The 20,057-nt window shown below is 60.8% G+C and carries 18 protein-coding genes, 1 tRNA gene and 2 pseudogenes; 13 read left to right on the top strand and 8 right to left on the bottom strand.

Going from position 1 to position 20,057, the window contains the following annotated elements; translation table 11 throughout:
- Window positions 1-36 precede the first annotated feature (36 nt).
- From trpB to ACUIAF_RS02455, 12 genes are all read left to right on the top strand, one after another.
- Window positions 37-2,142 (top strand): tryptophan synthase subunit beta, encoded by a 2,106-nt coding sequence (gene trpB / locus ACUIAF_RS02510; RefSeq protein ID WP_445338936.1) that lies wholly within the window; start codon window positions 37-39, stop codon window positions 2,140-2,142.
- Window positions 2,142-3,032 (top strand): tryptophan synthase subunit alpha, encoded by an 891-nt coding sequence (gene trpA / locus ACUIAF_RS02505; protein ID WP_445338935.1) that lies wholly within the window; start codon window positions 2,142-2,144, stop codon window positions 3,030-3,032. Before trpB ends, trpA begins: the two co-directional genes overlap by 1 nt.
- Window positions 3,033-3,069: 37 nt before the next feature.
- On the top strand, window positions 3,070-3,981 hold the full coding sequence (gene lgt, locus ACUIAF_RS02500) for a prolipoprotein diacylglyceryl transferase (protein WP_445338934.1): 912 nt from the start codon (window positions 3,070-3,072) through the stop codon (window positions 3,979-3,981).
- 90 nt (window positions 3,982-4,071) lie between these two features.
- Window positions 4,072-4,737 carry a ribulose-phosphate 3-epimerase gene (rpe, locus tag ACUIAF_RS02495; protein ID WP_445338933.1) on the top strand — a complete coding sequence of 222 codons (666 nt, stop codon included), beginning with the start codon at window positions 4,072-4,074 and terminating at the stop codon, window positions 4,735-4,737.
- A gap of 31 nt (window positions 4,738-4,768) precedes the next feature.
- Window positions 4,769-5,032: a phosphoribosyl-ATP diphosphatase gene (locus ACUIAF_RS02490; protein ID WP_046322855.1), complete on the top strand. Its 264-nt coding sequence runs from the start codon at window positions 4,769-4,771 to the stop codon at window positions 5,030-5,032.
- A gap of 50 nt (window positions 5,033-5,082) precedes the next feature.
- Window positions 5,083-5,934 (top strand): ATP phosphoribosyltransferase, encoded by an 852-nt coding sequence (hisG, locus tag ACUIAF_RS02485; protein ID WP_110417156.1) that lies wholly within the window; start codon window positions 5,083-5,085, stop codon window positions 5,932-5,934.
- Between the two features lie 4 nt (window positions 5,935-5,938).
- Window positions 5,939-6,562 carry a CDP-alcohol phosphatidyltransferase family protein gene (locus ACUIAF_RS02480; protein WP_110417157.1) on the top strand — a complete coding sequence of 208 codons (624 nt, stop codon included), beginning with the start codon at window positions 5,939-5,941 and terminating at the stop codon, window positions 6,560-6,562.
- The gene (locus ACUIAF_RS02475) at window positions 6,555-7,511 is read left to right on the top strand and encodes a DUF881 domain-containing protein (protein ID WP_445338932.1); all 957 of its coding nucleotides are present in this window, start codon (window positions 6,555-6,557) and stop codon (window positions 7,509-7,511) included. The genes ACUIAF_RS02480 and ACUIAF_RS02475 overlap by 8 nt, the downstream gene beginning before the upstream one ends.
- A gap of 1 nt (window position 7,512) precedes the next feature.
- Window positions 7,513-7,845: a small basic family protein gene (locus ACUIAF_RS02470; RefSeq protein ID WP_015021764.1), complete on the top strand. Its 333-nt coding sequence runs from the start codon at window positions 7,513-7,515 to the stop codon at window positions 7,843-7,845.
- 4 nt (window positions 7,846-7,849) lie between these two features.
- Window positions 7,850-8,683 carry a DUF881 domain-containing protein gene (locus ACUIAF_RS02465; RefSeq protein WP_110417159.1) on the top strand — a complete coding sequence of 278 codons (834 nt, stop codon included), beginning with the start codon at window positions 7,850-7,852 and terminating at the stop codon, window positions 8,681-8,683.
- Between the two features lie 6 nt (window positions 8,684-8,689).
- Entirely contained in the window at window positions 8,690-9,133 is a 444-nt protein-coding gene (locus ACUIAF_RS02460) for an FHA domain-containing protein (protein ID WP_110417160.1), read from the top strand.
- A 13-nt stretch (window positions 9,134-9,146) separates the two neighbouring features.
- Window positions 9,147-9,743: a MerR family transcriptional regulator gene (locus ACUIAF_RS02455; protein WP_015021767.1), complete on the top strand. Its 597-nt coding sequence runs from the start codon at window positions 9,147-9,149 to the stop codon at window positions 9,741-9,743.
- Between the two features lie 260 nt (window positions 9,744-10,003).
- On the opposite strand, the gene ACUIAF_RS02450 is transcribed toward ACUIAF_RS02455, so the two are convergent.
- From ACUIAF_RS02450 to ACUIAF_RS02420, 7 genes and pseudogenes are all read right to left on the bottom strand, one after another.
- Window positions 10,004-10,735 (bottom strand): HAD hydrolase-like protein, encoded by a 732-nt coding sequence (locus ACUIAF_RS02450; protein WP_445338931.1) that lies wholly within the window; start codon window positions 10,733-10,735, stop codon window positions 10,004-10,006.
- Window positions 10,728-11,075, bottom strand: coding sequence for an RNA polymerase-binding protein RbpA (locus ACUIAF_RS02445; protein WP_015021769.1), 348 nt, complete (start codon window positions 11,073-11,075; stop codon window positions 10,728-10,730). The genes ACUIAF_RS02450 and ACUIAF_RS02445 overlap by 8 nt, the downstream gene beginning before the upstream one ends.
- 84 nt (window positions 11,076-11,159) lie before the next feature.
- Window positions 11,160-13,724: a DEAD/DEAH box helicase gene (locus ACUIAF_RS02440; RefSeq protein WP_445338930.1), complete on the bottom strand. Its 2,565-nt coding sequence runs from the start codon at window positions 13,722-13,724 to the stop codon at window positions 11,160-11,162.
- A 13-nt stretch (window positions 13,725-13,737) separates the two neighbouring features.
- On the bottom strand, window positions 13,738-14,061 hold the full coding sequence (locus ACUIAF_RS02435; RefSeq protein ID WP_445338929.1) for a hypothetical protein: 324 nt from the start codon (window positions 14,059-14,061) through the stop codon (window positions 13,738-13,740).
- 21 nt (window positions 14,062-14,082) lie between these two features.
- A pseudogene (locus ACUIAF_RS02430) lies at window positions 14,083-15,180 on the bottom strand (helix-turn-helix transcriptional regulator); the annotation flags it as partial.
- A 74-nt stretch (window positions 15,181-15,254) separates the two neighbouring features.
- Window positions 15,255-16,038, bottom strand: a pseudogene (locus ACUIAF_RS02425) (helix-turn-helix transcriptional regulator); the annotation flags it as partial.
- Between the two features lie 144 nt (window positions 16,039-16,182).
- Window positions 16,183-17,613, bottom strand: a complete 1,431-nt coding sequence (locus ACUIAF_RS02420; RefSeq protein WP_445338928.1) for a UTP--glucose-1-phosphate uridylyltransferase — start codon at window positions 17,611-17,613, stop codon at window positions 16,183-16,185.
- 179 nt (window positions 17,614-17,792) lie between these two features.
- On the opposite strand from ACUIAF_RS02420, the gene ACUIAF_RS02415 reads away from it, so the two are divergent.
- Window positions 17,793-17,869: transfer RNA gene (locus ACUIAF_RS02415), tRNA-Pro, on the top strand.
- A gap of 234 nt (window positions 17,870-18,103) precedes the next feature.
- Here the strand turns inward: ACUIAF_RS02415 and ACUIAF_RS02410 are convergent.
- Window positions 18,104-19,684 carry an ATP-binding cassette domain-containing protein gene (locus ACUIAF_RS02410; RefSeq protein WP_445338927.1) on the bottom strand — a complete coding sequence of 527 codons (1,581 nt, stop codon included), beginning with the start codon at window positions 19,682-19,684 and terminating at the stop codon, window positions 18,104-18,106.
- Window positions 19,685-20,057: the final 373 nt, after the last annotated feature.

Below are 20,057 nucleotides of genomic sequence, written 5' to 3'. Positions count from 1 at the left end.
GCAGGGAACACACAGGAAACTGGAGGGAAGGGCTCTATGACCGTCTTGGATGAACTGGTGGCCGGCGCCGTGGAAGATGCTAGGGGCCGGGTACAGAAGATTCCCTTGGAAAGCCTCAAGCAACAGGTCAGGAGCATGAAGCGTACACCCCTGGATGCCGCCCGACTGCTCAGAGAGAGCGTCGGCATTCCGATCATCGCAGAGATCAAGCGCGCCTCGCCCTCCAAGGGGTATCTTGCCGACATCAAAAATCCCGCCGCTCTGGCCCGGCAGTATGCCAACGGGGGCGCCTCGGCCATATCCGTCCTGACCGAGGGCAGACGCTTCCTGGGGTCCTTGGAGGATCTGCGGCAGGTCAGGCAGGCCGTGGGCATTCCCGTGCTTAACAAGAATTTCATCGTCTCCGACTACCAGGTCTGGGAGTCCAGGGCCAATGGCGCCGATATGATCCTGCTGATTGTCGCGGCCTTGGATGATACCCGCCTCAAGCACCTGCTAGCCCTGGCCGGGAGCCTGGGCATGACCGCCCTGGTCGAGACTCATGATCGTCAGGAGATCGAGCGGGCCATAGCGGCCGGTGCCAGGGTAATCGGCATTAACGCCCGGAACCTGAAGGACCTGAGCGTTGACGTTGACCAGTATGCCCGGCTGGCTTCCAACCTGCCCAAGGACGTGGTCAAGGTGGCCGAGTCCGGAGTGTTCGGGACGGTCGAGCTGGAGCAGTACGCCCGGGCAGGGGCCGATGCGGTCCTGATAGGGGAGGGTCTGGTCACCTCCCAGGACCAGGAGGGTACGGTCCGCTTGCTGGTCCAGGCCGGTCACCGCTTCAAGGCCGCCGAGGCCAGGCCCCTCTCGACACATGACGGTCCCTATTTCGGACCCTATGGCGGACGTTTCGTCCCCGAGGCCCTGGTGGGCGCCCTTGACGAGCTGGAGCGTGTCTACAAGGAGGCCAAGGCTGATCCGGCCTTCAGCGAGGAGCTGAACAGACTCAACCGGGTCTATGTGGGGCGTCCTTCGGCCCTGACCCCGGCTCCTCGCTTCGCCAAGCTGATCAGCGATCGGGTCGGCGGCCAGGTCAGGGTCTTCCTGAAGAGGGAGGACCTTAACCACACGGGCGCCCATAAGATCAACAACGCCCTGGGCCAAGGGCTCCTGGTCAAGCGCATGGGCAAGAGCCGTGTCATCGCGGAGACCGGCGCCGGGCAGCACGGCGTGGCAACCGCTACGGTCTGTGCCCTCCTGGGCTTCAAGTGCCGGATCTACATGGGGCAGATCGACGCGCGCAGGCAGGCCCTGAACGTGGCCAGGATGCGAATGCTGGGAGCTGAAGTCGTCGAGGTGACCACCGGGACCAGGATCCTCAAGGATGCCATCAACGAGGCCCTGCGCGACTGGGTGACCAACGTGGAGTCCACCCACTACCTGCTGGGTACGGTGGCCGGCCCCCACCCCTTCCCGACCATCGTCAGGGACTTTCAGAAGATCATCGGCGAAGAGGCCTCCGCTCAGCTGTCTGCATATGGCATCGACCATCCTGACGGGGTTGTCGCCTGCGTCGGTGGAGGCTCCAACGCCATAGGCATCATGAACACCTTCCTGGACGATCCCCGGGTCTCCCTTTACGCTTACGAGGCCGGCGGGAACGGGCCCGAGTCGGGCGAGCACGCCATTCGCCTGTCGCCGGATACAGGCCAGGTCGGCGTCTTCCAGGGAACCAAGTCCTATCTGTTGGAGGACGACCAGGGCCAGACCATGGACACCTACTCCATCTCCGCTGGCCTGGACTACGCCTCGGTGGGACCTGAACACGCCTGGCTGCACGACATGGGCCGGGTCAAGTACGACTATGCGACCGACAAGGAAGCCATGCAGGCTTTCAGCGACCTCTGCCGGAGCGAGGGCATCATCCCTGCCCTGGAGTCCTCGCACGCCTTGGCCGGAGCCAGCAAGGCGGCCACCGACCTTTTGCGCAAGGGAATCAGGAATCCTGTCATTCTGATCAACATCTCGGGCAGGGGCGACAAGGATGTGGCCACGGCGGGCAGATGGTTCGGTTACCTGTCCGAGCAGGAGGCCAGCGCTCTGGAAGCCCAGGCCGGGCACGGAAAGAGCGGTCAAACAGAAGAGGAGGCCCGCTGATGGTCAACCAGCAATGGCAATGGCAGAAAGCCCCCGCCCAGCCCGTCCAGCCCAAGGGGTTCAGCTCTGCGGCCAGCCCGCTGGCATCCACGCTGCAGGCCCTCCGTCAGCAAGGCAGACCCGCTTTCATCGGCTACTTCCCCTATGGATTCCCCGACGTGCCCACATCCCTGGAGGCCATGCGGGTCATGGTGAAAAACGGGGTCGACATCGTCGAGATCGGACTGCCCTACAGCGACCCGGTCATGGATGGCCCGGTCATCCAGGCGGCCAGCAAGTGCGCCATCGACAATGGCGTCAAGGTCGAGGGCGTCTTCGATGCGGTCCGACAGGTCCAGGCGGGCGGTGCAAGGGCTCTGGTCATGAGCTACTGGAATCTGATTCTGCATCATGGGGTAGCGGACTTTGCTCAACGCATGGCCGAAGCCGGAGGATCCGGGCTGGTCACCCCGGATCTGATCGTCGACGAATCTGGGGAATGGATAGAGCAGTCGGACCGCTATGGCCTCGACCGGGTCTATCTCGTCTCGCCCGACTCCACCGATGCACGTCTGCAGCTCACCTCCCGAGCTGCCAGAGGCTTCGTCTATGCGACGTCCCGGATGGGTGTGACCGGAGAGCGAACCAGCATGTCCAACTCGGCCCAGAACCTGGTGGCGAGAGTCAGGCATGCGGGCGCTCCTTATGTGTGCGTGGGCATCGGGGTTTCGACCGCCCAGCAGGCCTCCCAGGTCGGCGCATACGCGGACGGGGTCATCGTCGGATCGGCCCTGGTTCACTGTCTTCTGGATGACGAGGGCAGGCCGCGGAAGGACCGCAGAAAGGCACTGGAGGCCTTGGCTGAGGTTTGCTCTGATCTGCGTTGGGGCATCTCCCAGGCCAGGAAGTGAGTAGGGCTGTAAGGTCCAGAGGCTAGATTGGGGCTTTATGACGCTTGCCTACATTCCATCGCCGGGAATATCCAGCTTCCAACTGGGGCCGGTCACCATCAGGTTCTATGCCCTGACCATGCTTCTGGCCATCATCGTGGCTGCCTGGATTACGGCCAGACGCTGGAAGAAAGAGGGTGGCCGGACCGACCAGATTCTGGACATCGCCATCTGCGCGGTACCGGCCGGCATCGTCGGCGCAAGGCTCTATCACGTCATCACCACACCCGAGCGGTATTTCGGGGCTGATGGCAACCCAGCGGACATTCTGCGCATCTGGCGTGGAGGCCTGGGCATCTGGGGTGCGGTCCTCCTGGGAGCCCTGGCGGCCTGGGCCTGGTGCCGCCACAAGAATTACCCGACCGCCCTGCTGGCAGACAGCGTGGCTCCTGCCCTCCTGGTGGCACAGGCCATCGGGCGGCTGGGCAACTGGTTCAATCAGGAGCTCTACGGAGCTCCCACCACACTGCCTTGGGGACTGAAGATCGATGCCGCAGGTTCCGCCATCGGCAGCAGCGAACAGTGCTATGACGGGGCCACCTGCCCGACCGGCACCCTCTTCCAACCCACATTCCTGTATGAGATGATCTGGAACCTGATTGGCGCGGCTCTTCTGGTCTGGATCGGCCACAAGGCGGTGAACATCCTCAAGGCCGGATCACTCTTCGCCCTCTATGTCATGTGGTACACCTTGGGGCGCACCTGGATCGAGGCCCTTCGTATCGACTTCGCCCACGAATTCCTGGGTGTCAGGATCAATGTCTGGGTGTCCATGACTGTCTTCTTCCTGGCGGCCGCGGCCTTCGTACTCATAGCGCGCAAGGGCAAGCCGACCTCCCTGCTGTCCGAAAAGCTGAGGACCATCACCGAGCTCGAGATACGTCAGGAATCCGAGGCCCGGAGCAAGTAGGACAGGGGTCGGTTGCCCGAGGGTCGGGACCTGTGCAATTGAGCCATAAACCGGTGCCGCCCGTCTTCCGTTCAACATAGAATAATCTCCATGAGCATTCAGATAGCACCCAGCATTCTTTCCGCCGATTTCGCCAACTTGGAGCGGGATCTCAAGGCTATTGCCAATGCCGATATGGTCCACGTGGATGTGATGGATCATCATTTTGTTCCCAACCTGACGCTTGGCGAGCCCGTGGTGGAGCGCATCTGCCAGGTGACCGATCTGCCGGTGGACGTGCATCTGATGATTGAGGACCCCGACCGCTGGGCCCCCGAATTCGCCAAGCTGGGTGTCGCCTCAGTCACCTTCCACACCGGAGCCGTCCATGCCCCGGTCCGTCTGGCCCGCCAGCTGCACGACATGGGGGTCAAGGCCTGCCTGGCTGTGCGCCCTGCCGAACCGGTGGAGCCCATCTTCGATATTCTCGATGAGTTTGACATGATTCTGGTCATGACCGTGGAGCCAGGCTTCGGCGGCCAGAAGTTCCTGGACAATCAGATGCCCAAGACCCGCCGCCTGCGTGATCAGATCACCGCCCGTGGTCTTAAGACCCACATCCAGGTGGATGGCGGGGTAAGCCCCACTACGGCTCCCATCGTGGCAGAGTCTGGAGCCGATGTCCTGGTTGCGGGCTCCGCCGTCTATGGCGCTGGTGACCCGGCCAAGGCCATTGACCGGATCAGACAGGCCGCGCAGGTAAGCTACAAGGACTGACAGGTTTTGCAGGAAGAATGGAGATAGCCAGATGAAGACCTTCGATGGGTTGTTTGAGGAGCTCACGACCAAGGCCAAGGAGCGCCCAGAAGGGTCCTTGACAGTGGACGAACTGGACAAGGGCACGCATTTCATCGGCAAGAAAATAAATGAAGAGGCCGGGGAAACCTGGATCGCCGCCGAGTATGAGGGTAAGGAGCGGACGGCTGAGGAGATGAGCCAGCTCCTGTATCACATCCAGGTCATGATGATCGATCGGGGCATCACACTGGAGGATGTCTACAGGTACCTGTGACCCCCAATCCCATTCCGCTGTAGATTCGCTTCCGCAATTAGGAGGTTGCCGTGTTGAAGGTCGCGGTGCCCAATAAAGGCATGTTGTCCCAGCCCGCATGGAGGTTGCTGTCAGAGTCTGGCTATCGTCTGCGTTCCAACGATCGGCAGCTGGTGGTCGATGATGTTGACAACGGCATCCAGCTCTTTTACTTAAGACCCAACGACATAGCGGTCTATGTCGGTCTGGGAACCATCGATCTGGGCATCACCGGGCGTGATCTACTGCTGAACTCGGGCACCGGGGCCGTCGAGGTCACCCAGCTGGGATTCGGCGCATCCACCTTCAGGTTCGCCGCTCCCGAATCCAGCAGTATCAGGAATCTACAGGATGTAGACGGCAAGCGGATCGCCACCACCTTCGACCGGCTTCTTGGTGATTACCTGGCCGGCAAGGGACTCAAGGCCGAATTGATCCACCTGGATGGGGCAGTGGAGTCCTCAGTCCAGCTCGGTGTGGCAGACCTGATCGCTGATGTGGTCTCCACCGGTACCACCTTGCGCAATGCCGGGCTCCGCGTTTTCGGCGATCCCATCCTGGAATCCGAGGGGATTCTCATCAGATCGCCACACCTGGATCCGAATGATGAGCGTCTGGCAGTCATGTCCCGCAGGCTGGAGGGTGTGCTGACAGCCCGCCGTTATGTGTTGATGGATTACGATATCCCGGTCGAGCGCGTTGCAATGGCTGTAGGCATCACGCCCGGTTATGAGTCGCCGACGGTCTCCTCCCTGCACGACAAGCAGTGGGCGGCCGTCAGGGCCATGGTGCCCAGGGACCAGGTGAACAACCTGATGGACAGGCTCTATGAGATTGGTGCGCGCGCCATCCTTGTAACAGCCCTCCAAGCTTCTAGAATGTAGTCGGATGGCACTGATCGATCGAATTTCACGCAGCAGGTACAGCCCTGAGCCGAGGTCGGTGATTCTCACCGTACCGAATGTCATCAGCCTGCTTCGTATCCTGTCCATACCCCTTATTGCCTACCTGGTGGCCAACCGACATCTGATCATTTCCCTGGTGGTCATGCTCATTTCGGCCTTGTCAGACGGTGTGGATGGGATTATTGCCCGCAGGTTCAACCAGGTCAGCAAGCTGGGCCAGATTCTGGATCCGGTGGCCGATCGCCTGCTTATTCTCTGCTCCGTCCTGGCTCTGAGCATCGCCTCCATTCTGCCCTGGTGGCTTCTGGCACTGGTCGGGGCCCGGGATGTGCTCATGGGCCTGCTTGTTCTGGCATTGGCCCAGCACGACTATGGTCCTCTGCCGGTGCATTTCGCGGGCAAGACCGGGACGGCTGTGCTCATGCTGGCCATACCTGCCCTGATTTTTGCAGACGTGGGTACCTCGACCTTCTTCCGCTTCTTCCATCTGGTGGCTCTTGCGGCTGTCATCTGGGGTGTGGCGCTCTACTGGCTGGCAGGGCTGATTTACGCACGTCAAGGCATCGGGTTGCTTCGTCAGGACCGTCAGGACCCCCACCATGACTGAACCGCAGATGACGCCTGAATCCTTCCCCGTGCCGCCCGACCGTGCACTTATTCACCGGCGGGCGGCTTTTTCGCATTCCAGTGCTGGCCTTGAACGCCACTATGTGGATGAGGAGAGCTCTGAGCCCTCCCAGGAGTCCATCCGGCGGCGCATGGCCGATGAGTCCCTGAGGCTGATTGATGATCTGACCAACCGTCCCATGGATCCCATGTTCGAGGATGCCCGCCTGTTGCCTGCCGAACGCAGATCACCGCTGAGCATCTGGGTGAACAGGATCCTGGTCTTCGTCATCTGCGTGCTGGTCGGCTTGGCTGGCACGGGAATAGTGCAGGTACTGCACAGGGACCCGCGTCAGAAGGTGCGTGAAAAGCTGATATCCCAGGTGGAGGCGGTCAGTAAGCGTGCCAACGACCTTAACGGGCAGATCTCGGACCTCAACGGCAATATCGACACGCTTTCGGGTCAAGTGGGTGGCCAAGGCCAGAACAGCACGCAAATCGCAGACGATTTGACCAACGGCACCAGCAAGGTGCAGGGCCAGGGTATCGTCATCACCCTGGCCAACCCTATTGCTTCCAAGGATGTCCGGGACAATGCTGATAAGATTAAACTGGTCACCGACCAGGACCTGCAGTGGTTTCTGACCAAGCTTTGGTCTGCGGGAGCCGAGGCCATTGCCATCAACGGCAATAGAATAGGGACACAGACTTCAGTGCGCACAGCCGGTCAGACCATCCTGGTGGGGACCGCCTCCATCGAGGCACCCTACAAGATTGAGGCCATAGGCGACCAGGGTGCCCTCTCTGATCTGATGTCTCGCAGCGATCTGCAGAACCGTCTGCATGATCTGAAGAATGCGAACATCACCGTCAATGTGAGCAAGCAACGGCGCCTGAATCTGAATGCCGTCGGTCTGCCCAATCTGTCATATGCCGGAAGGAGTCATTGACATGTCGGCAATTCTCGGCCTGATCCTGGGCGTGGTGGCGGGCATCTTCCTCAAGCCCGACATTCCCATTGTGCTGCAGCCCTACCTGCCCATCATGGTGGTGGCCGCCCTGGACGCACTCATGGGCGCGGTCCGTTCCTACTTCGAGCGCAGCTTCTCAGACCGGGTCTTCGTGGTCTCCTTCATCTCCAATGTAATCACGGCCACCCTTCTGGTCTTCCTGGGCAACCAGCTGGGTGTGGGCTCCCAGCTGTCCACAGCCGTCATCGTGGTTCTGGGCATCCGCATCTTCTCCAACGTCTCCGCTATTCGGCGCTTCATTTTCAAGGGGTGAGCATATGAGACGCACCTTCAGGAAGAAGCGCGATGAACAGATGCCCAAGAGCATTCCGCCCAGACGGCCTGGGCGGGTCAGGGCTCCATCCGACGATACGCAGACCGGCGCTTTCCCGGTGGTTCGCCGGCGGCCTCTGCGCACGCTCAACTCCAACGCCACCAGGGTCAGGCTGGTCACCAGCGTTCTGGTGGCCCTTATGTGCGCCCTGCTGGGCTTCGGGTACGCCGTCCAGGTGCGCAATAATCAGTCCTCCTACCAGAGCCTATCCGAGGAAGAACTGGTGCGGGTGCTGGACGAGACCAGCAACCAGGTCGACAAGCTGGAGGAGCGCAAGAGCCAGCTCAACCAGCAGCTGACCTCCATCAAGTCCGCTGCCGACAAGCAAAAGGAAGCCGCCCGCATCGCCCAGCAGAACGAGCAGAGCAGCGGCATCCTGTCCGGACGGCTGCCGGCCCAGGGCAGGGGAGTGGTGGTGACGGTCACCGAGGACAGCGACCGTGTGGATGCCTCCACCATGTTCAACCTGATCGAGGAGCTGCGCAATGCAGGGGCCGAGGTCATATCCTTCAACGATGTCCGGGTGGTCACCAATACCTATCTGTTGGATACCCGAACCGGCCTGCAGTGCGACCACACCAAGTTGCAAAGCCCCTACGTCGTGAAGGCCATCGGGGATCCGGACAGCCTGCAGAACGCCATACAGATCGCTGGGGGAGTGGGCTCGCGGATCAAGGTACAATTCCATGCATCCGTTTCCGTGGAGCAGTCCGATAGTGTCAAAATCGACCAGGTTCGACGCATGCAGGACTACCAGTATGCAAAGCCTGTAGAATAGGCAATTATGACAGAACCTATTCCCACTGCGGGCGAGACGACCATCATCGGCATGCCGGCCCTGAACATTCCAGTCACCTCCAACGGTGACCGTCCACTGACCAAGGACGACCTGGAGACCATGGCCCGATTGCCTGAGGGTACAGCCCTGCTGATCTCCACCAGGGGAGCGGTGTCGGGATCCCGCTATCTGCTGGACGAGGACCAGGTCAGCGTGGGCCGCGATCCGAAGGCGGATATTCTGTTGGACGACTCAACGGTCTCCCGAGCGCACGCCATATTCGTACGGACTGATCATGGCTTCCGTGTCGAGGACACGGGTAGCCTCAACGGCACCTACGTCAACCGTGAACGTGTGGATCAGGCCGATCTGCACAACGGTGACGAGATTATGATCGGCAAATTCCGGTTGGTCTACTTCGATAATCGGGCAGTCATCGCCAAGAACTGACAGGGGGCTTGACATGGCCGAAGAGGTGCCGACGCTGGTGCAAGGGGAACTTTTTTCACCTGAGCAGGCCGAAGGCACGACCCGTGGCTACAGGGGATCGGTCGCGGCCAAGGTGGCGGGCATCACCTATCGGCAGCTGGATTATTGGGCCCGCAAGCGGATTGTGGAACCGTCAATCAAGGCCTCTCATGGCTCGGGCTCTCGCAGGCTCTATTCCTTCAAGGATGTGGTCATCCTGGCTGTCCTCAAGCGCCTCCTGGATGCAGGCGTCAACCTGGTCAACGCAACGAGCACCGTGGCTTATCTTGAGCGTCGGACTGTCGGTCAGCTTGAGCATGTGACCGTGGTTTGCGACGGTGATCAGGTCACCGAATGCTCAGGCCCGGATCAGGTCTTCGCACTGATGCAGTCCGGGCGTGCCGTTTTTGCTATCTCTGTGGGCGCAATCTGGCATCGCATGGATTTGGAATTGCAGACCTGCGATCATGTGGATTTGACTACTGGGCAGCTGACCCCAGGTCTGCCTGAGCGGCCCATCGATGAGCTGACGGCCATGCGTCTGCGCCAGCGTCTGGAGCACCAGCACGAGCAGCGTCAGCGGGCCGCATGATCGATGAGTACAACATTGTACGGAAGCTATGTGCGGCTCAAATAGGGGAGAAAAACAATAAGTAATTTGACATAACGTACATTATCGGCTTATTAGGTCATGATTACGATTTTGCCATTTTTCAGCGATTCATGGTCGATCTATTGTGGTCAAACTTGGTGACGTTTCACTAGCATCACTCACAGATAGCAAAGGGCCACCCTGGTAATCTCGGGTGGCCCTAGGCGGTCCCTAAAAGGCAGGATACAGTTCTGGTCGACTCAGTGCTGAGTCTGGTCTTTGTCGAAGTAATCCTCGGCGGCCTGGAACAACTGGTCGACTTGGTCGATGACACGGTAGCAGCCGTGGGACTCAAGTTCTCCGGGCTCGGCATAGCCCCAGCCGCATCCCAGACAGTCCAGACCGGTTTCCTGCGCACCATCGGCATCAGTCCAGCGATCGCCGACCATAAGGGCCCGATCGCCGAGATTTGCATTGAAGCCAATCTGCTCCAGCGCATAGGTGATGACCTGATCCTTGGTGACCCTTGTGGAGTCCTTACTGGCGCCATAGACTCCATCTACCAGTGGCCTCAATCCGAAGTGGTCACAGACGGGCAGGGCCTGATACTCAGGCTTGCATGTGGCCACGGCCAACGTCAGACCACGCTCGTGCATACGATTCAGCTGCTCTGGGATGCCGTCGAAGACGGTGGCGAGCAGGCGTCCAGGGATGTGTTGCCCAGGATGCTCCGGATCCTCGAATGATGCCATCTCGCTGTAATAGTGCCGGTATATCTGTACGCCCCTGTCGAGGTCTTCCTCCCTGACGCCGTTGCGGCGCAACGATACTTTCACGGCCGGTCCGATGAATCTGCGAAGCTCGCTATCATTGGGCACGGGATAACCAAGATCCTTAAAAGTTTGCACTACGGAAGCGATAATGCCTGGATGTGAGGCGGTCAGGGTGCCGTCGAGGTCCAGAAGAACCAGACGGCGCGGTGATTTACTCATAGTCTGGGAACCATCCTTCGCGATGCATTTTCAGGCGCTTGTCCAAAACGGCCTTGAGCTCGTCCTCGGATCGACGCTCCAGCAGCATGTCCCAGTGGGTCCTGGTCGGTTTGCCGGTCTTGCCGGACTCCTCCTCGTCATGCCCCTCAAGATGAGCGATCTGCCCACAGCGACACTCCCACTCCTGTGGCACCTCAGCGCCCTCGGCCAGGGGCAGGATGGTCCGATGGCCCTTTGGGCAGATGTAGGCGACCTCGCTGCGTGCCGCGAAGTCCACATTCTGATCGGATTCCAGGGACTTCGCCCCAATACTCATGCCGCGAAGACTGCGCTCTGCCATGATTCCTCCATACTCGTGTCCGTCACTGCCTCCAAGCTACAGAACAGTGTTGACCTGAAACTTATTCCCTATATACGGCCGTGTTCACTCCACGCCCGTATAAGCCACAATGCCTCGGTTGACCTGGTCGGCGGCGATGCTGGCAGTCCTGGCCAGGTGATGCCCTCCCCTTCCCAGGTAGGGTTCCACCTGAACGATCTGGGTGAGCACATCGGACAGGCGCTTGGCGTTGCGCACGAAGTCCCCCGCCGTCAGATCGCTGTCACGCAGAATCGCGGTCAGCGAGTCGCCGCAGGCCCAGTCATAGATGGTTGGCCCCAAGCCAAAGTCGAGTTCCGGGGGCAGCTCCAATCCGGCCTGGTCACAGCGTTCCTGCACCTGGGACCACTGACGCTTCATATCCTCCATGGCCTCGACCAGCCTGGGAGCTCTGTATCCGGCCCTCTCCCCCGGCTGCTCCCCTACCCCACGTCGGGATTCGTAGACCAGCCCGGAAACGGCGGCCGCCAGTTCTGCGGGCTCCAGATTGTTGAGGATGCCCCGGTCCAGGATCTCGGCGAGGCTCAGATCCTGCTCGCTGTAAATGCGCCGGAGCAGCTGGCCCTTCCTGGTCAGTCGGCAGTCGTCAGGATCCACGGGACGGGTGTAGTGCAGGTCTGCCAGAATCTGGCAGATCCTGTCGAACTGGCGCGAGACTGACCCGGTTTTGGACTCGTACTGTTCACGGGTGCGTTGCAGCTCCTTGTCCATGCGGATCCACCGGTTCCCCCAGCGCAGGTGCTTGGGCAGGTCCGGGCACTGGCGGCAGGGATGGTTGCGCTCCTGCTCGCGCAGCTGGTCGATGTGCCGATCAAGGTCGCGGAAGGCCCGGTCGCGGGCTTTTTCACTGGTGAACCTCTGACGCTTCAAGCGGCGGCGATCATTCTTCTGGGCCGAGGAGAGAGCCGCACGGATGCGCATGAACTCAATCAGATCGCCACGGCTGCACCGGGCTGCCTTTCGGTAGTCCTCCAGGCCGCTGGTCAGGGTTTCGATGCGTTCCTCCAGCTCCGAGGCTGATCGGTTGGCCTCCCACTGTGCAAAGGAGTGATCCAGGGTATCCCGGGCACGCCCGTAGCTGGATGAGTTGAGCAGGTTGACGGCCATGTTGAAGGTGGGCCGGAAGCTGGAGTGCAGCGGGTAGACCCTCCTGCTGGACAAGGCGGCCATGGTCTTGGGGCTGAAGTCCCGATGGTCGACCACCACCACATGGCCGATGTCGTCGATTCCGCGCCGGCCGGCCCGACCGGTCAACTGGGTGAACTCACCGGGTGTCAGGGCTACATGGCCGGTGCCGTCGAACTTCTCCAGCTTCTCGACTACCACGCAGCGGGCAGGCATGTTGATGCCCAGGGCCAGGGTTTCGGTGGCAAAGACCACCTTGAGTAGTCCCAGTTCAAACAGATGTTCGACTATTTGCCGGAAGAGGGTGACCACGCCGGCGTGGTGGGCGGCGAAGCCCTGCTCCAAAGCGAAGCGGAACTGGGAGAATCCCAGGGCCTTGAGATCCTCCTTGCTGAGCTGGCCGGCTGCCATGGAGTCCACTATGTGCCGTATGCGGCGGGCCTCCTCATCAGTGGTCAGCTGCAGCCCCGCCCGGATGCATTGCTGGACGGCCTGGTCGCAGCCGGTTCGGGAGAAGATGAAGTAGATACCGGGCAGCATATCCATGAAGTCAAGCTCATCGACCACATCGGCCCGGCTTGGACGGTACCGCTCCCCCATTCGTCGCTCCGGCCTGCCGCCGCGGCCATGACGGTGGTGGTGCCCCTGGTCGCGGGCCTGGGCACGTTCCTGTCCGGTCTTGTCCAGCTGAGCCAGCCGGGAGACCAGACGCGGGTTGATCTTTGGGGTCTGCCGTCCTGAGCCGTCGTGCCGATATAGGTCCAGGATTTCGGGCTCGGTATGCCTGTCGGCCTGGACCAGGACATGCTGTTCCAGCGGCACGGGCCTGCGCTCGGAGACCACCAGATGTGTGTGCCCACGCACCGAAGAGATCCAGTCGGAGAATTCCTCCACGTTGGACACGGTTGCCGACAGCCCCACAATTCGGATGGAAGCCGGAAGATGGATGATGACCTCCTCCCAGACTGGCCCCCGGAAGCGGTCGGCCAGATAGTGGACCTCATCCAGGATTACGTACTTCAGGGCCGTCAGGGTGGAGGACTGCTCGTAGAGCATGTTGCGCAGGACCTCGGTGGTCATGACCACGATGTCCGCCTCGGAGTTGATGGAGGTGTCGCCGGTCAGCAGCCCCACCCGGTCCTCGCCATAGCGGTCGACCAGGTCATGGTATTTCTGATTGCTCAGGGCCTTGATGGGGGTGGTGTAGAAGGTCTTGACGTTCTGCTCCTGGGCCAAAAATACGGCGAAGTCCGCAACAATGGTCTTGCCGGCGCCGGTCGGAGCGGCCACCAGGACGTTGTCGCCATCCTCAAGGGCGGTGATGGCCTCCAACTGGAAGTCGTCCAGAGGGAAGGGCAACTTGGACTGAAAACGTGCGGGCGCTCCGGTCATGCGTTTGCGGTTACGACTGAAACGGGCGTAGCGTTCCGCCGGCCCCGGTTCGGATGCTGATGAATCCTGTCCGTGGTGACGATGACCTGACATGTTCCTCCAAGAACTACCTATTGAACTGCTTCCACCGCCGCCAGATGCGGCTGTGGTTCCTCCTGCGCTGCTCCTTGCGTTGCAGGACCAGGGCATGGGCCCGGCTGTATCGCTCGGTTGACTGAGACAAGGGCAGGGCGAAGGACGGGCCCTCAGTCCTATCCGTTGCCTGGGACTGCCCTGCTGCCGGGGGTTGTGGCATGTGGCGGTTCAGATCATCCGAGACCCGCCTGATTGAGCGGCCGGCTGCCATGGCGTGGCGGATGGCATAGACGGCTCCGCCAATCAGCATGGCCAGCATGAAGATCACCAGAAGAATCCAGATCCATCCAGGCATGGCACTCCTCTCCGACCGGGACTAGTGCCGGTCCTGCTCCTTGTCGTGAGCGTCGCTGATGGTGATCTCGCGCTGGGCACGGGCCAGGATCATGGTGCGCAGGGTCTTGGGCGCCACTGCGGTGATGTGCTTGGCGTGGGCGATGCAGAAAGCCACGAACCAGGAGTCCGAGGAGACGGTCAGGTGGATCTTCTGCCCGGGTCCGCAAGGCTCCACCGAGGCGCCCGGCAGGGACTTGATGTAGGGCAGGTCCGGCCGGTCGGTGATGAAGACCGCAGCCGTGCCGTTATCGAAGGACCACTTGCGCAGTTCGCTGACCGGCACATCCGGGAACTCCACCTTGTGGTTGGGCTTGACGATGGTCGCATGCTCGATTCTGGCGATTCGCAGAACCTGCCACTGTCGGTTGCGTCCGGTGCCCTGCTTGAGGTGGCGGCTGGAATCCGAGGGGGCGTCCGCAGCCTCAGTGCCCTCTGCGGCATCACCGATGTCGGTCCAGGCGGCGACATAGTAGACACCCTCATCCACGAAGATCTTGGCTGGGGCCACAACCTTGCGGCGGGTCCGACCGGCGGCGTCCGTGTACTCCATGTCCAACAGGGACTCGGTCTTGATGGCCCGGCGTACCACCGAGAAACTCTTGGGTTCGGTCTCGTACCCGGTCAGGGAGAGCCAGGGTGTCTCACCCGGCCCAACATGCGTGCGCAGGCGCTGGTAGAGGGACTCGGCCTGGCTGCGGGACTCTTCGGGCAGCAGGGGTGAATGGGCCAGGTAGTTGAGCGAGGCGGTCAGCATGCTCAGGTACTGGGGCGAGATGCCGGCCAGTCGCTCCAGCCCCAGCGAGTTGGTGGCCGAGACGATGCCGCTGTCGTCCAGCAGGGACCAGTCGATGTCGAAGAACTGGCTGCCGGCCATCTCGCCATCGTCCGAGACCGTCGTCAGGGTGTTGATGTCCTTGTGGATGGTATTGACGTACTTGCGCAGCTCCTCCTTGCTGTTGGGATGGCCGATGAAGCGATCGGCCAGCTCAGCCAGGGAGAACTCCTCGCCCAGGTGTGCGGACAGGAAGAGCATGAGCCGTAGGCGGCGGTCCACCTCGGATCCGGTCTGGAAGGAGGATGCACTGGCCCGGCGGGCGTGCCGAAGGTCCGTGTCGTCGTCGCTTAGGTCAGTGGCGAAATGCTCGACGCTGGTCCGGGCGATCTCCGGGGAGATGACCGTTGCTGCGCCGGGGCTCTGCGATTCGTCGGCCAGCTTGAAACGTGCGGCTGCATCCAGACGCCGCCGGAATGCGTCTGCCGCCTCCTGAGGACTGACGATGGAGGCATCGGGGTGCTCCAGGACGAACATGGCCAGATCGTCCGAGTCGGCATAGGCCACGTTCAGGTTCTCCCCGTCCACGTCCACGGTGGCGGCGAAGCGGCGGGAATCGATGACCTTGACCAGATCGTCGGGAATGCGTTGGGTGCCCAGTCCCGGGGCTATGGAGTCCAGTCCCAGACCGGGGATGGGCACCTGCGGCACTCTGGGTGTGGTGCGCGAGACCGGTCGTGTCGGCTCCTCGCTGGCCTCCTGGGACATGGCTATGGATCGCGCAAGGTAGTTGGCCGCGGCCAGCACCGGCATGTCCTCCTGGTTGAAGTGCATGCGGATGCGGGGCTCGTCCCCCAGCTGCAGACGGTAGGAGGCGAAATCCTGCCCCTCGGACTTGGAGGAATACTCGGGCTGACGGGATTCGATGGCTATGCCCATGGCCGCCAGCTTGGCGCGGTCACGCTGGAACTGTTTGGCGAAGGCGGCCTTGGCGGCCTGGTCAGCCAGCTCACCGTAGGAATCGGCATAGGCCTTGACCCGTTGCGCTATTTGCCGTGATGTAAGCCATTGCGGGAAAGCGGACGATAAGACGGCCAGGACATCAAGTTCGTGCTTGCCCCATTTATCCGAGAAACGCCGTCTTCCGTTCGTGCCTTCTGCCATCAGTCCTCGCGTATCGTTAAAATTTTGTATATCAGTGCGCCTAACGCACGCTTATCTATCATAGATTGATTTTCAGGACCATGGGAGCCAAACACCCAAATACGGTACCTTTTCTTGACAGGCTGAACCCTGTTGCGCCTGGCTCTAGACCCACTCGTCCGGTTCGATCCCCTGGGGTCCCACATACTGACCGTTGGGCACGTATGAGGAGCGCCCCTGGTCGCTCAGGTGGGCGTCCGCATACAAGGTCACATCCCTGCCGAAGGTCCAGTCCCCCTCGATGGTAACCGAGTTGGCAGCCGCCAGGCTGGGAACCCCGTAGGGGAAGCGTTCGTCGAAGTCGGCGATGTACTTGTAGTAGCGCTCATCCAGCTGGACATTTGGGAAATCGTAGTTGCCATCCTCCATCTCGTAGGAGTCGGTCAGATGGAAGCGGTCGGAGCGCATGATGAACAGGTCGTCGGTGGTCTTGACGGGCAGGAAGCGCATACGGTCCACCTGGACGCAGATGGCCCCGTCGAAGAGCGAAGCGGCTGAGCCCATGGCGGTCTCCAGTTGCACTACGGGAGGAGTGGAAGGATCGGTGGGATCGACGGTCTTACGGTTCTCGATGATGGGAAGGGGCAGCACGCCGTCATATTGGGCCAGCTTGTCGCGTAGGGCATCGACCCTGACCCAGATGCTGTTGGTGTTGAAGTAGGGATGCTTGCGGATGGACATGGCCGAGCTGCGGTCATGCGGGTCCACCTGTGACATCTCCCGTAGGATGAGGCGTCCGCTGGCCTTGTCGATGACGATGTGGCCGCCCTTGCGGTCAGCCTCGGTCCGCTTGGCCACCTCGATCATGAAGGGCGCTCCGGACTGTGCGAAATAGCCGGCCAGAGTCCTTGAAGGCCTGGCGCCCAGGTTGTCGGAGTTGGAGATGAACAGGTAGTCGATTCCCTGTTTCTTGAGCGTGTCCAGCAGACCGGTCTCCCAGATGGTCGAGAAGATGTCGCCGTGGCCGGGAGGGCACCATTCCAAATCGGGCTTGGCTGGGAAGTCGACCGGACGGCCGGTGTCGGCGTCGATTTTGGGCTCGATATGCTGAATGATCTCCATGGGCACGTCGTTCTGGACGAAGCGGCGGTCTTGCTTGACCACACGCATGGTGTCGCGCGAGGTGCGGAAGGAATTCATGAAGATCAGCGGCAGGGGTACTCCCAGACGCTTGCGTGCAGTCAGCACCTGGCCCATGATGATGTCCAGGAAGCGCATCCGACGGGCCTTGTGTCGGCGGATGGGTAGCAGGGACTTTGCCTTCTCCAGACCCATGGAGGTGCCCAGCCCTCCGTTGAGTTTGATGAAGGCGGTGCGGGAGAATGCGTCCAGTGCCATGTCCATGTCCATGGCGTCGTGGATGTCCTTGGTGCGGGGCACGTCCTTGAGCGGGGTGACGTCCTTCTCGCGCACGCAGGCCTTGGCATCTCCCCGTTCCCAGGTTTCGTAGAGGTGCTTGAACTGGTTGATGGAGACTTCGCTCATGCCCTTGTCTCGCATCTTCACGGCCGAAAGGTCGAAAACTTCTGTGCTCATGGAACCCCTTCCGGGCTGGGACGACTTGCGGCCGACGCGGGTTGCGTCGACCGTCCAGAATCATGATAGCAAGTGGAGCATGGGACCTGGCCTGCCTGGTCTAGTCTGCAAGGACTCGCCGGACCGTTGTCGGCCCCGCTGCGCTGTGCTACTATCTCTACTCGGTGCTGATGCACTGTCGGGCCGTAGCGCAGTTTGGTAGCGCACTTGACTGGGGGTCAAGGGGTCGCGGGTTCAAATCCCGCCGGCCCGACCAAATAGCAACAATTCCAAGGTCTTAGGCCTTGGAATTTTTTATTATCTGTATTCCCGGCTCCGGGCACATATTCGACATATCACTGGTTCTTCTCGTTTCTTCGCTCTTTTAGCTGCACTGCACTGTGGCGGATTGGGGCGACATGTTCATATGGAGGTCGCATGGCGACTGGTACATCACTGACTTGCGTCCCTTAACACGCACACTAATATCAGGCTGCCGGATGTCCCGCGATCATTCGACCTCCCAGCGAATCGAACTTACAGCCTCCAGGAGGCCTTCATCGTGGGAGACGATCACCAGGGCTCCCTGGTAGGGAGCCAGCACCTCGGCCAGAGCTGCCTGGGAGCGAAGGCCCAGATGATTGGTCGGTTCATCCAGAATCAGTAGCTGGGGATGTTTCAAGAATCCCAGGCACAGCAATAGTTTGCGGCCCTCGCCCGCAGAGAGTTCGTGACCGGCCAGAAGATCTTCTGGGTCAGCGTTTAGCTGGGCGTATGCCGTCATCAGTTTCTTTTTCTGAGTCCCCGGCAGCGCGACCGCGTCCTCCAAGGCCTTGTGTATTCGTGCCGAGCCAATGATCTGAGGCAGGATCAGGCGCGGTAGATCCGCGGGCAGACCGGCGACCAGCAGCTCGAGCAATGTGGATTTGCCTCGTCCATTCGGACCACTGATGCCGATGTGGTCTTTCGGCCCGATGCTGATGGTCTCTAGGGCTGGCCCATGCTGGCTGTCTGCTCCACTGTCTGTAGCTGCAATCCCGCGCAGATACAGGTGGAAGTCTTCGACGCCATGTCTTTCCATCCAGTCACGTAGGTCGCCGCCATCAACCCGGACCAATTCACGTTTGTGGCTGGCTTCGGCCTGCAGGCTCATGTTCCCGTCATAGCGTTTAGCGGCAGTCTGTAGGTCGGCGTTCTTTCTGCTGGTCGCGGCGATGCGCGCGTCAGCTTGCCGATAGCCGTGGGCAGCTGCTGTTCCCGAGGCCCCGGGTTTGGCCAGTTTGTGAATGTTCCGGGCGTCGTGGTCGTGTGGGTCGATCCGGCCTCCCTGCTGTCTCAGGGCATCCACATGCTGGAGTTTCTGGAAGCGGGCAGCCTTGTACCGCATAAGCCTGTCCAATTCCCTGTGGTTGCCATCCAATTCCTCCTGGGCGTGACGGTCTTCAGCCTTCTCCTGCTCCTCGATCTGCGCCAGCCTGCCCTTGAACTGGGTCAGCGTCAGCACATTGCCGGCCTGCGTGTGACGTTTGCGGAAAACCAACGACCTAGGGCAGCTGGCGTCGATCAGGGCCCGGTCGTGAGAGATTAATAGACCGATGCCTGCGAAGCTGTCCATGGCCTGGCCGATACGAGTCCTGGTCACTTCATCCACATGGTTGGTCGGTTCATCCAGGATCAGCAGGTCAGGTTCCCGGCTGAGGGAGCAGGCCACTTGCAGGCGCTTCGCCTCACCGCCGGAGAGGGTCGGATACCGGTAGACCCAATCGTCTGCTATGCCCAGGGTCCGCCTGATGGCAACGGCCCGCTGTGACCAGTCGTTGGCAAAATCGTCCAGGTTATGCGGTTGCTCGGCGATGTCCTGGGGGCAGTATTCGCAGACCAAGCTGTTGGGTTTTGGGCTGATACTTCCCTGGGTCGGCGATAGGCGTCCGCACAGGAGCAGAGCCAAGGTGGTTTTACTGCAGCCGTTATCGCCAAGCAGGGCGGTCCAGCCCCGATCCAAGGTCGCGGACAGATGCTCGAAAATGGCGGATGGGCTGCTCGGATAGGCGAAGCCGAGGTCGGTGATGGTGATGATACTAGGGTTCGACATGGGTTTCCTTCTGATGGTGATGCGGTTTGGTTCATCATCAGGGGAATCGTCGGCTGTGACTGGTCGGGCGGTCAGACCGTCATCGCGCAACTTCGGGCCATCGACTTTATGTTGGAATAATTGCAGTGGATGGTGCGAATGTGAGTGACGGTAGTTTTGGCCTGAGGATTCCCCTGCGGGGACAGTCGCCGCAAATAACTGGGAACCTCATGCTCTGGCCGCTACACAGTAGGGTGGCGGATTAGAAACGAAGCTCACCAATTTCGACGGTCTATACCGACCGCATAGGCAACTGTCTCATCACAAACGCAAGTCGAGGTCCTCTTTCACTGGACCACCTTGGCATATGGGGCAGTCCCTCTGAATAGCTTTC

Source organism: Bifidobacterium sp. ESL0822 (assembly GCF_052606675.1).
Note: the sequence above shows the minus strand (reverse complement) of the source record. Positions and strands in the feature narration are given on the sequence as shown.

Bases quoted from the DNA above. Each gene is read 5' to 3' on its own strand.
- trpB (WP_445338936.1), top strand. From the start codon at position 37: ATGACCGTCTTGGATGAACTGGTGGCCGGCGCCGTGGAAGATGCTAGG.
- trpA (WP_445338935.1), top strand. From the start codon at position 2,142: ATGGTCAACCAGCAATGGCAATGGCAGAAAGCCCCCGCCCAGCCCGTC.
- lgt (WP_445338934.1), top strand. From the start codon at position 3,070: ATGACGCTTGCCTACATTCCATCGCCGGGAATATCCAGCTTCCAACTG.
- rpe (WP_445338933.1), top strand. From the start codon at position 4,072: ATGAGCATTCAGATAGCACCCAGCATTCTTTCCGCCGATTTCGCCAAC.
- ACUIAF_RS02490 (WP_046322855.1), top strand. From the start codon at position 4,769: ATGAAGACCTTCGATGGGTTGTTTGAGGAGCTCACGACCAAGGCCAAG.
- ACUIAF_RS02480 (WP_110417157.1), top strand. From the start codon at position 5,939: ATGGCACTGATCGATCGAATTTCACGCAGCAGGTACAGCCCTGAGCCG.
- ACUIAF_RS02475 (WP_445338932.1), top strand. From the start codon at position 6,555: ATGACTGAACCGCAGATGACGCCTGAATCCTTCCCCGTGCCGCCCGAC.
- ACUIAF_RS02470 (WP_015021764.1), top strand. From the start codon at position 7,513: ATGTCGGCAATTCTCGGCCTGATCCTGGGCGTGGTGGCGGGCATCTTC.
- ACUIAF_RS02465 (WP_110417159.1), top strand. From the start codon at position 7,850: ATGAGACGCACCTTCAGGAAGAAGCGCGATGAACAGATGCCCAAGAGC.
- ACUIAF_RS02460 (WP_110417160.1), top strand. From the start codon at position 8,690: ATGACAGAACCTATTCCCACTGCGGGCGAGACGACCATCATCGGCATG.
- ACUIAF_RS02455 (WP_015021767.1), top strand. From the start codon at position 9,147: ATGGCCGAAGAGGTGCCGACGCTGGTGCAAGGGGAACTTTTTTCACCT.
- ACUIAF_RS02450 (WP_445338931.1), bottom strand. From the start codon at position 10,735: ATGAGTAAATCACCGCGCCGTCTGGTTCTTCTGGACCTCGACGGCACC.
- ACUIAF_RS02445 (WP_015021769.1), bottom strand. From the start codon at position 11,075: ATGGCAGAGCGCAGTCTTCGCGGCATGAGTATTGGGGCGAAGTCCCTG.
- ACUIAF_RS02440 (WP_445338930.1), bottom strand. From the start codon at position 13,724: ATGTCAGGTCATCGTCACCACGGACAGGATTCATCAGCATCCGAACCG.
- ACUIAF_RS02435 (WP_445338929.1), bottom strand. From the start codon at position 14,061: ATGCCTGGATGGATCTGGATTCTTCTGGTGATCTTCATGCTGGCCATG.
- ACUIAF_RS02420 (WP_445338928.1), bottom strand. From the start codon at position 17,613: ATGAGCACAGAAGTTTTCGACCTTTCGGCCGTGAAGATGCGAGACAAG.
- ACUIAF_RS02410 (WP_445338927.1), bottom strand. From the start codon at position 19,684: ATGTCGAACCCTAGTATCATCACCATCACCGACCTCGGCTTCGCCTAT.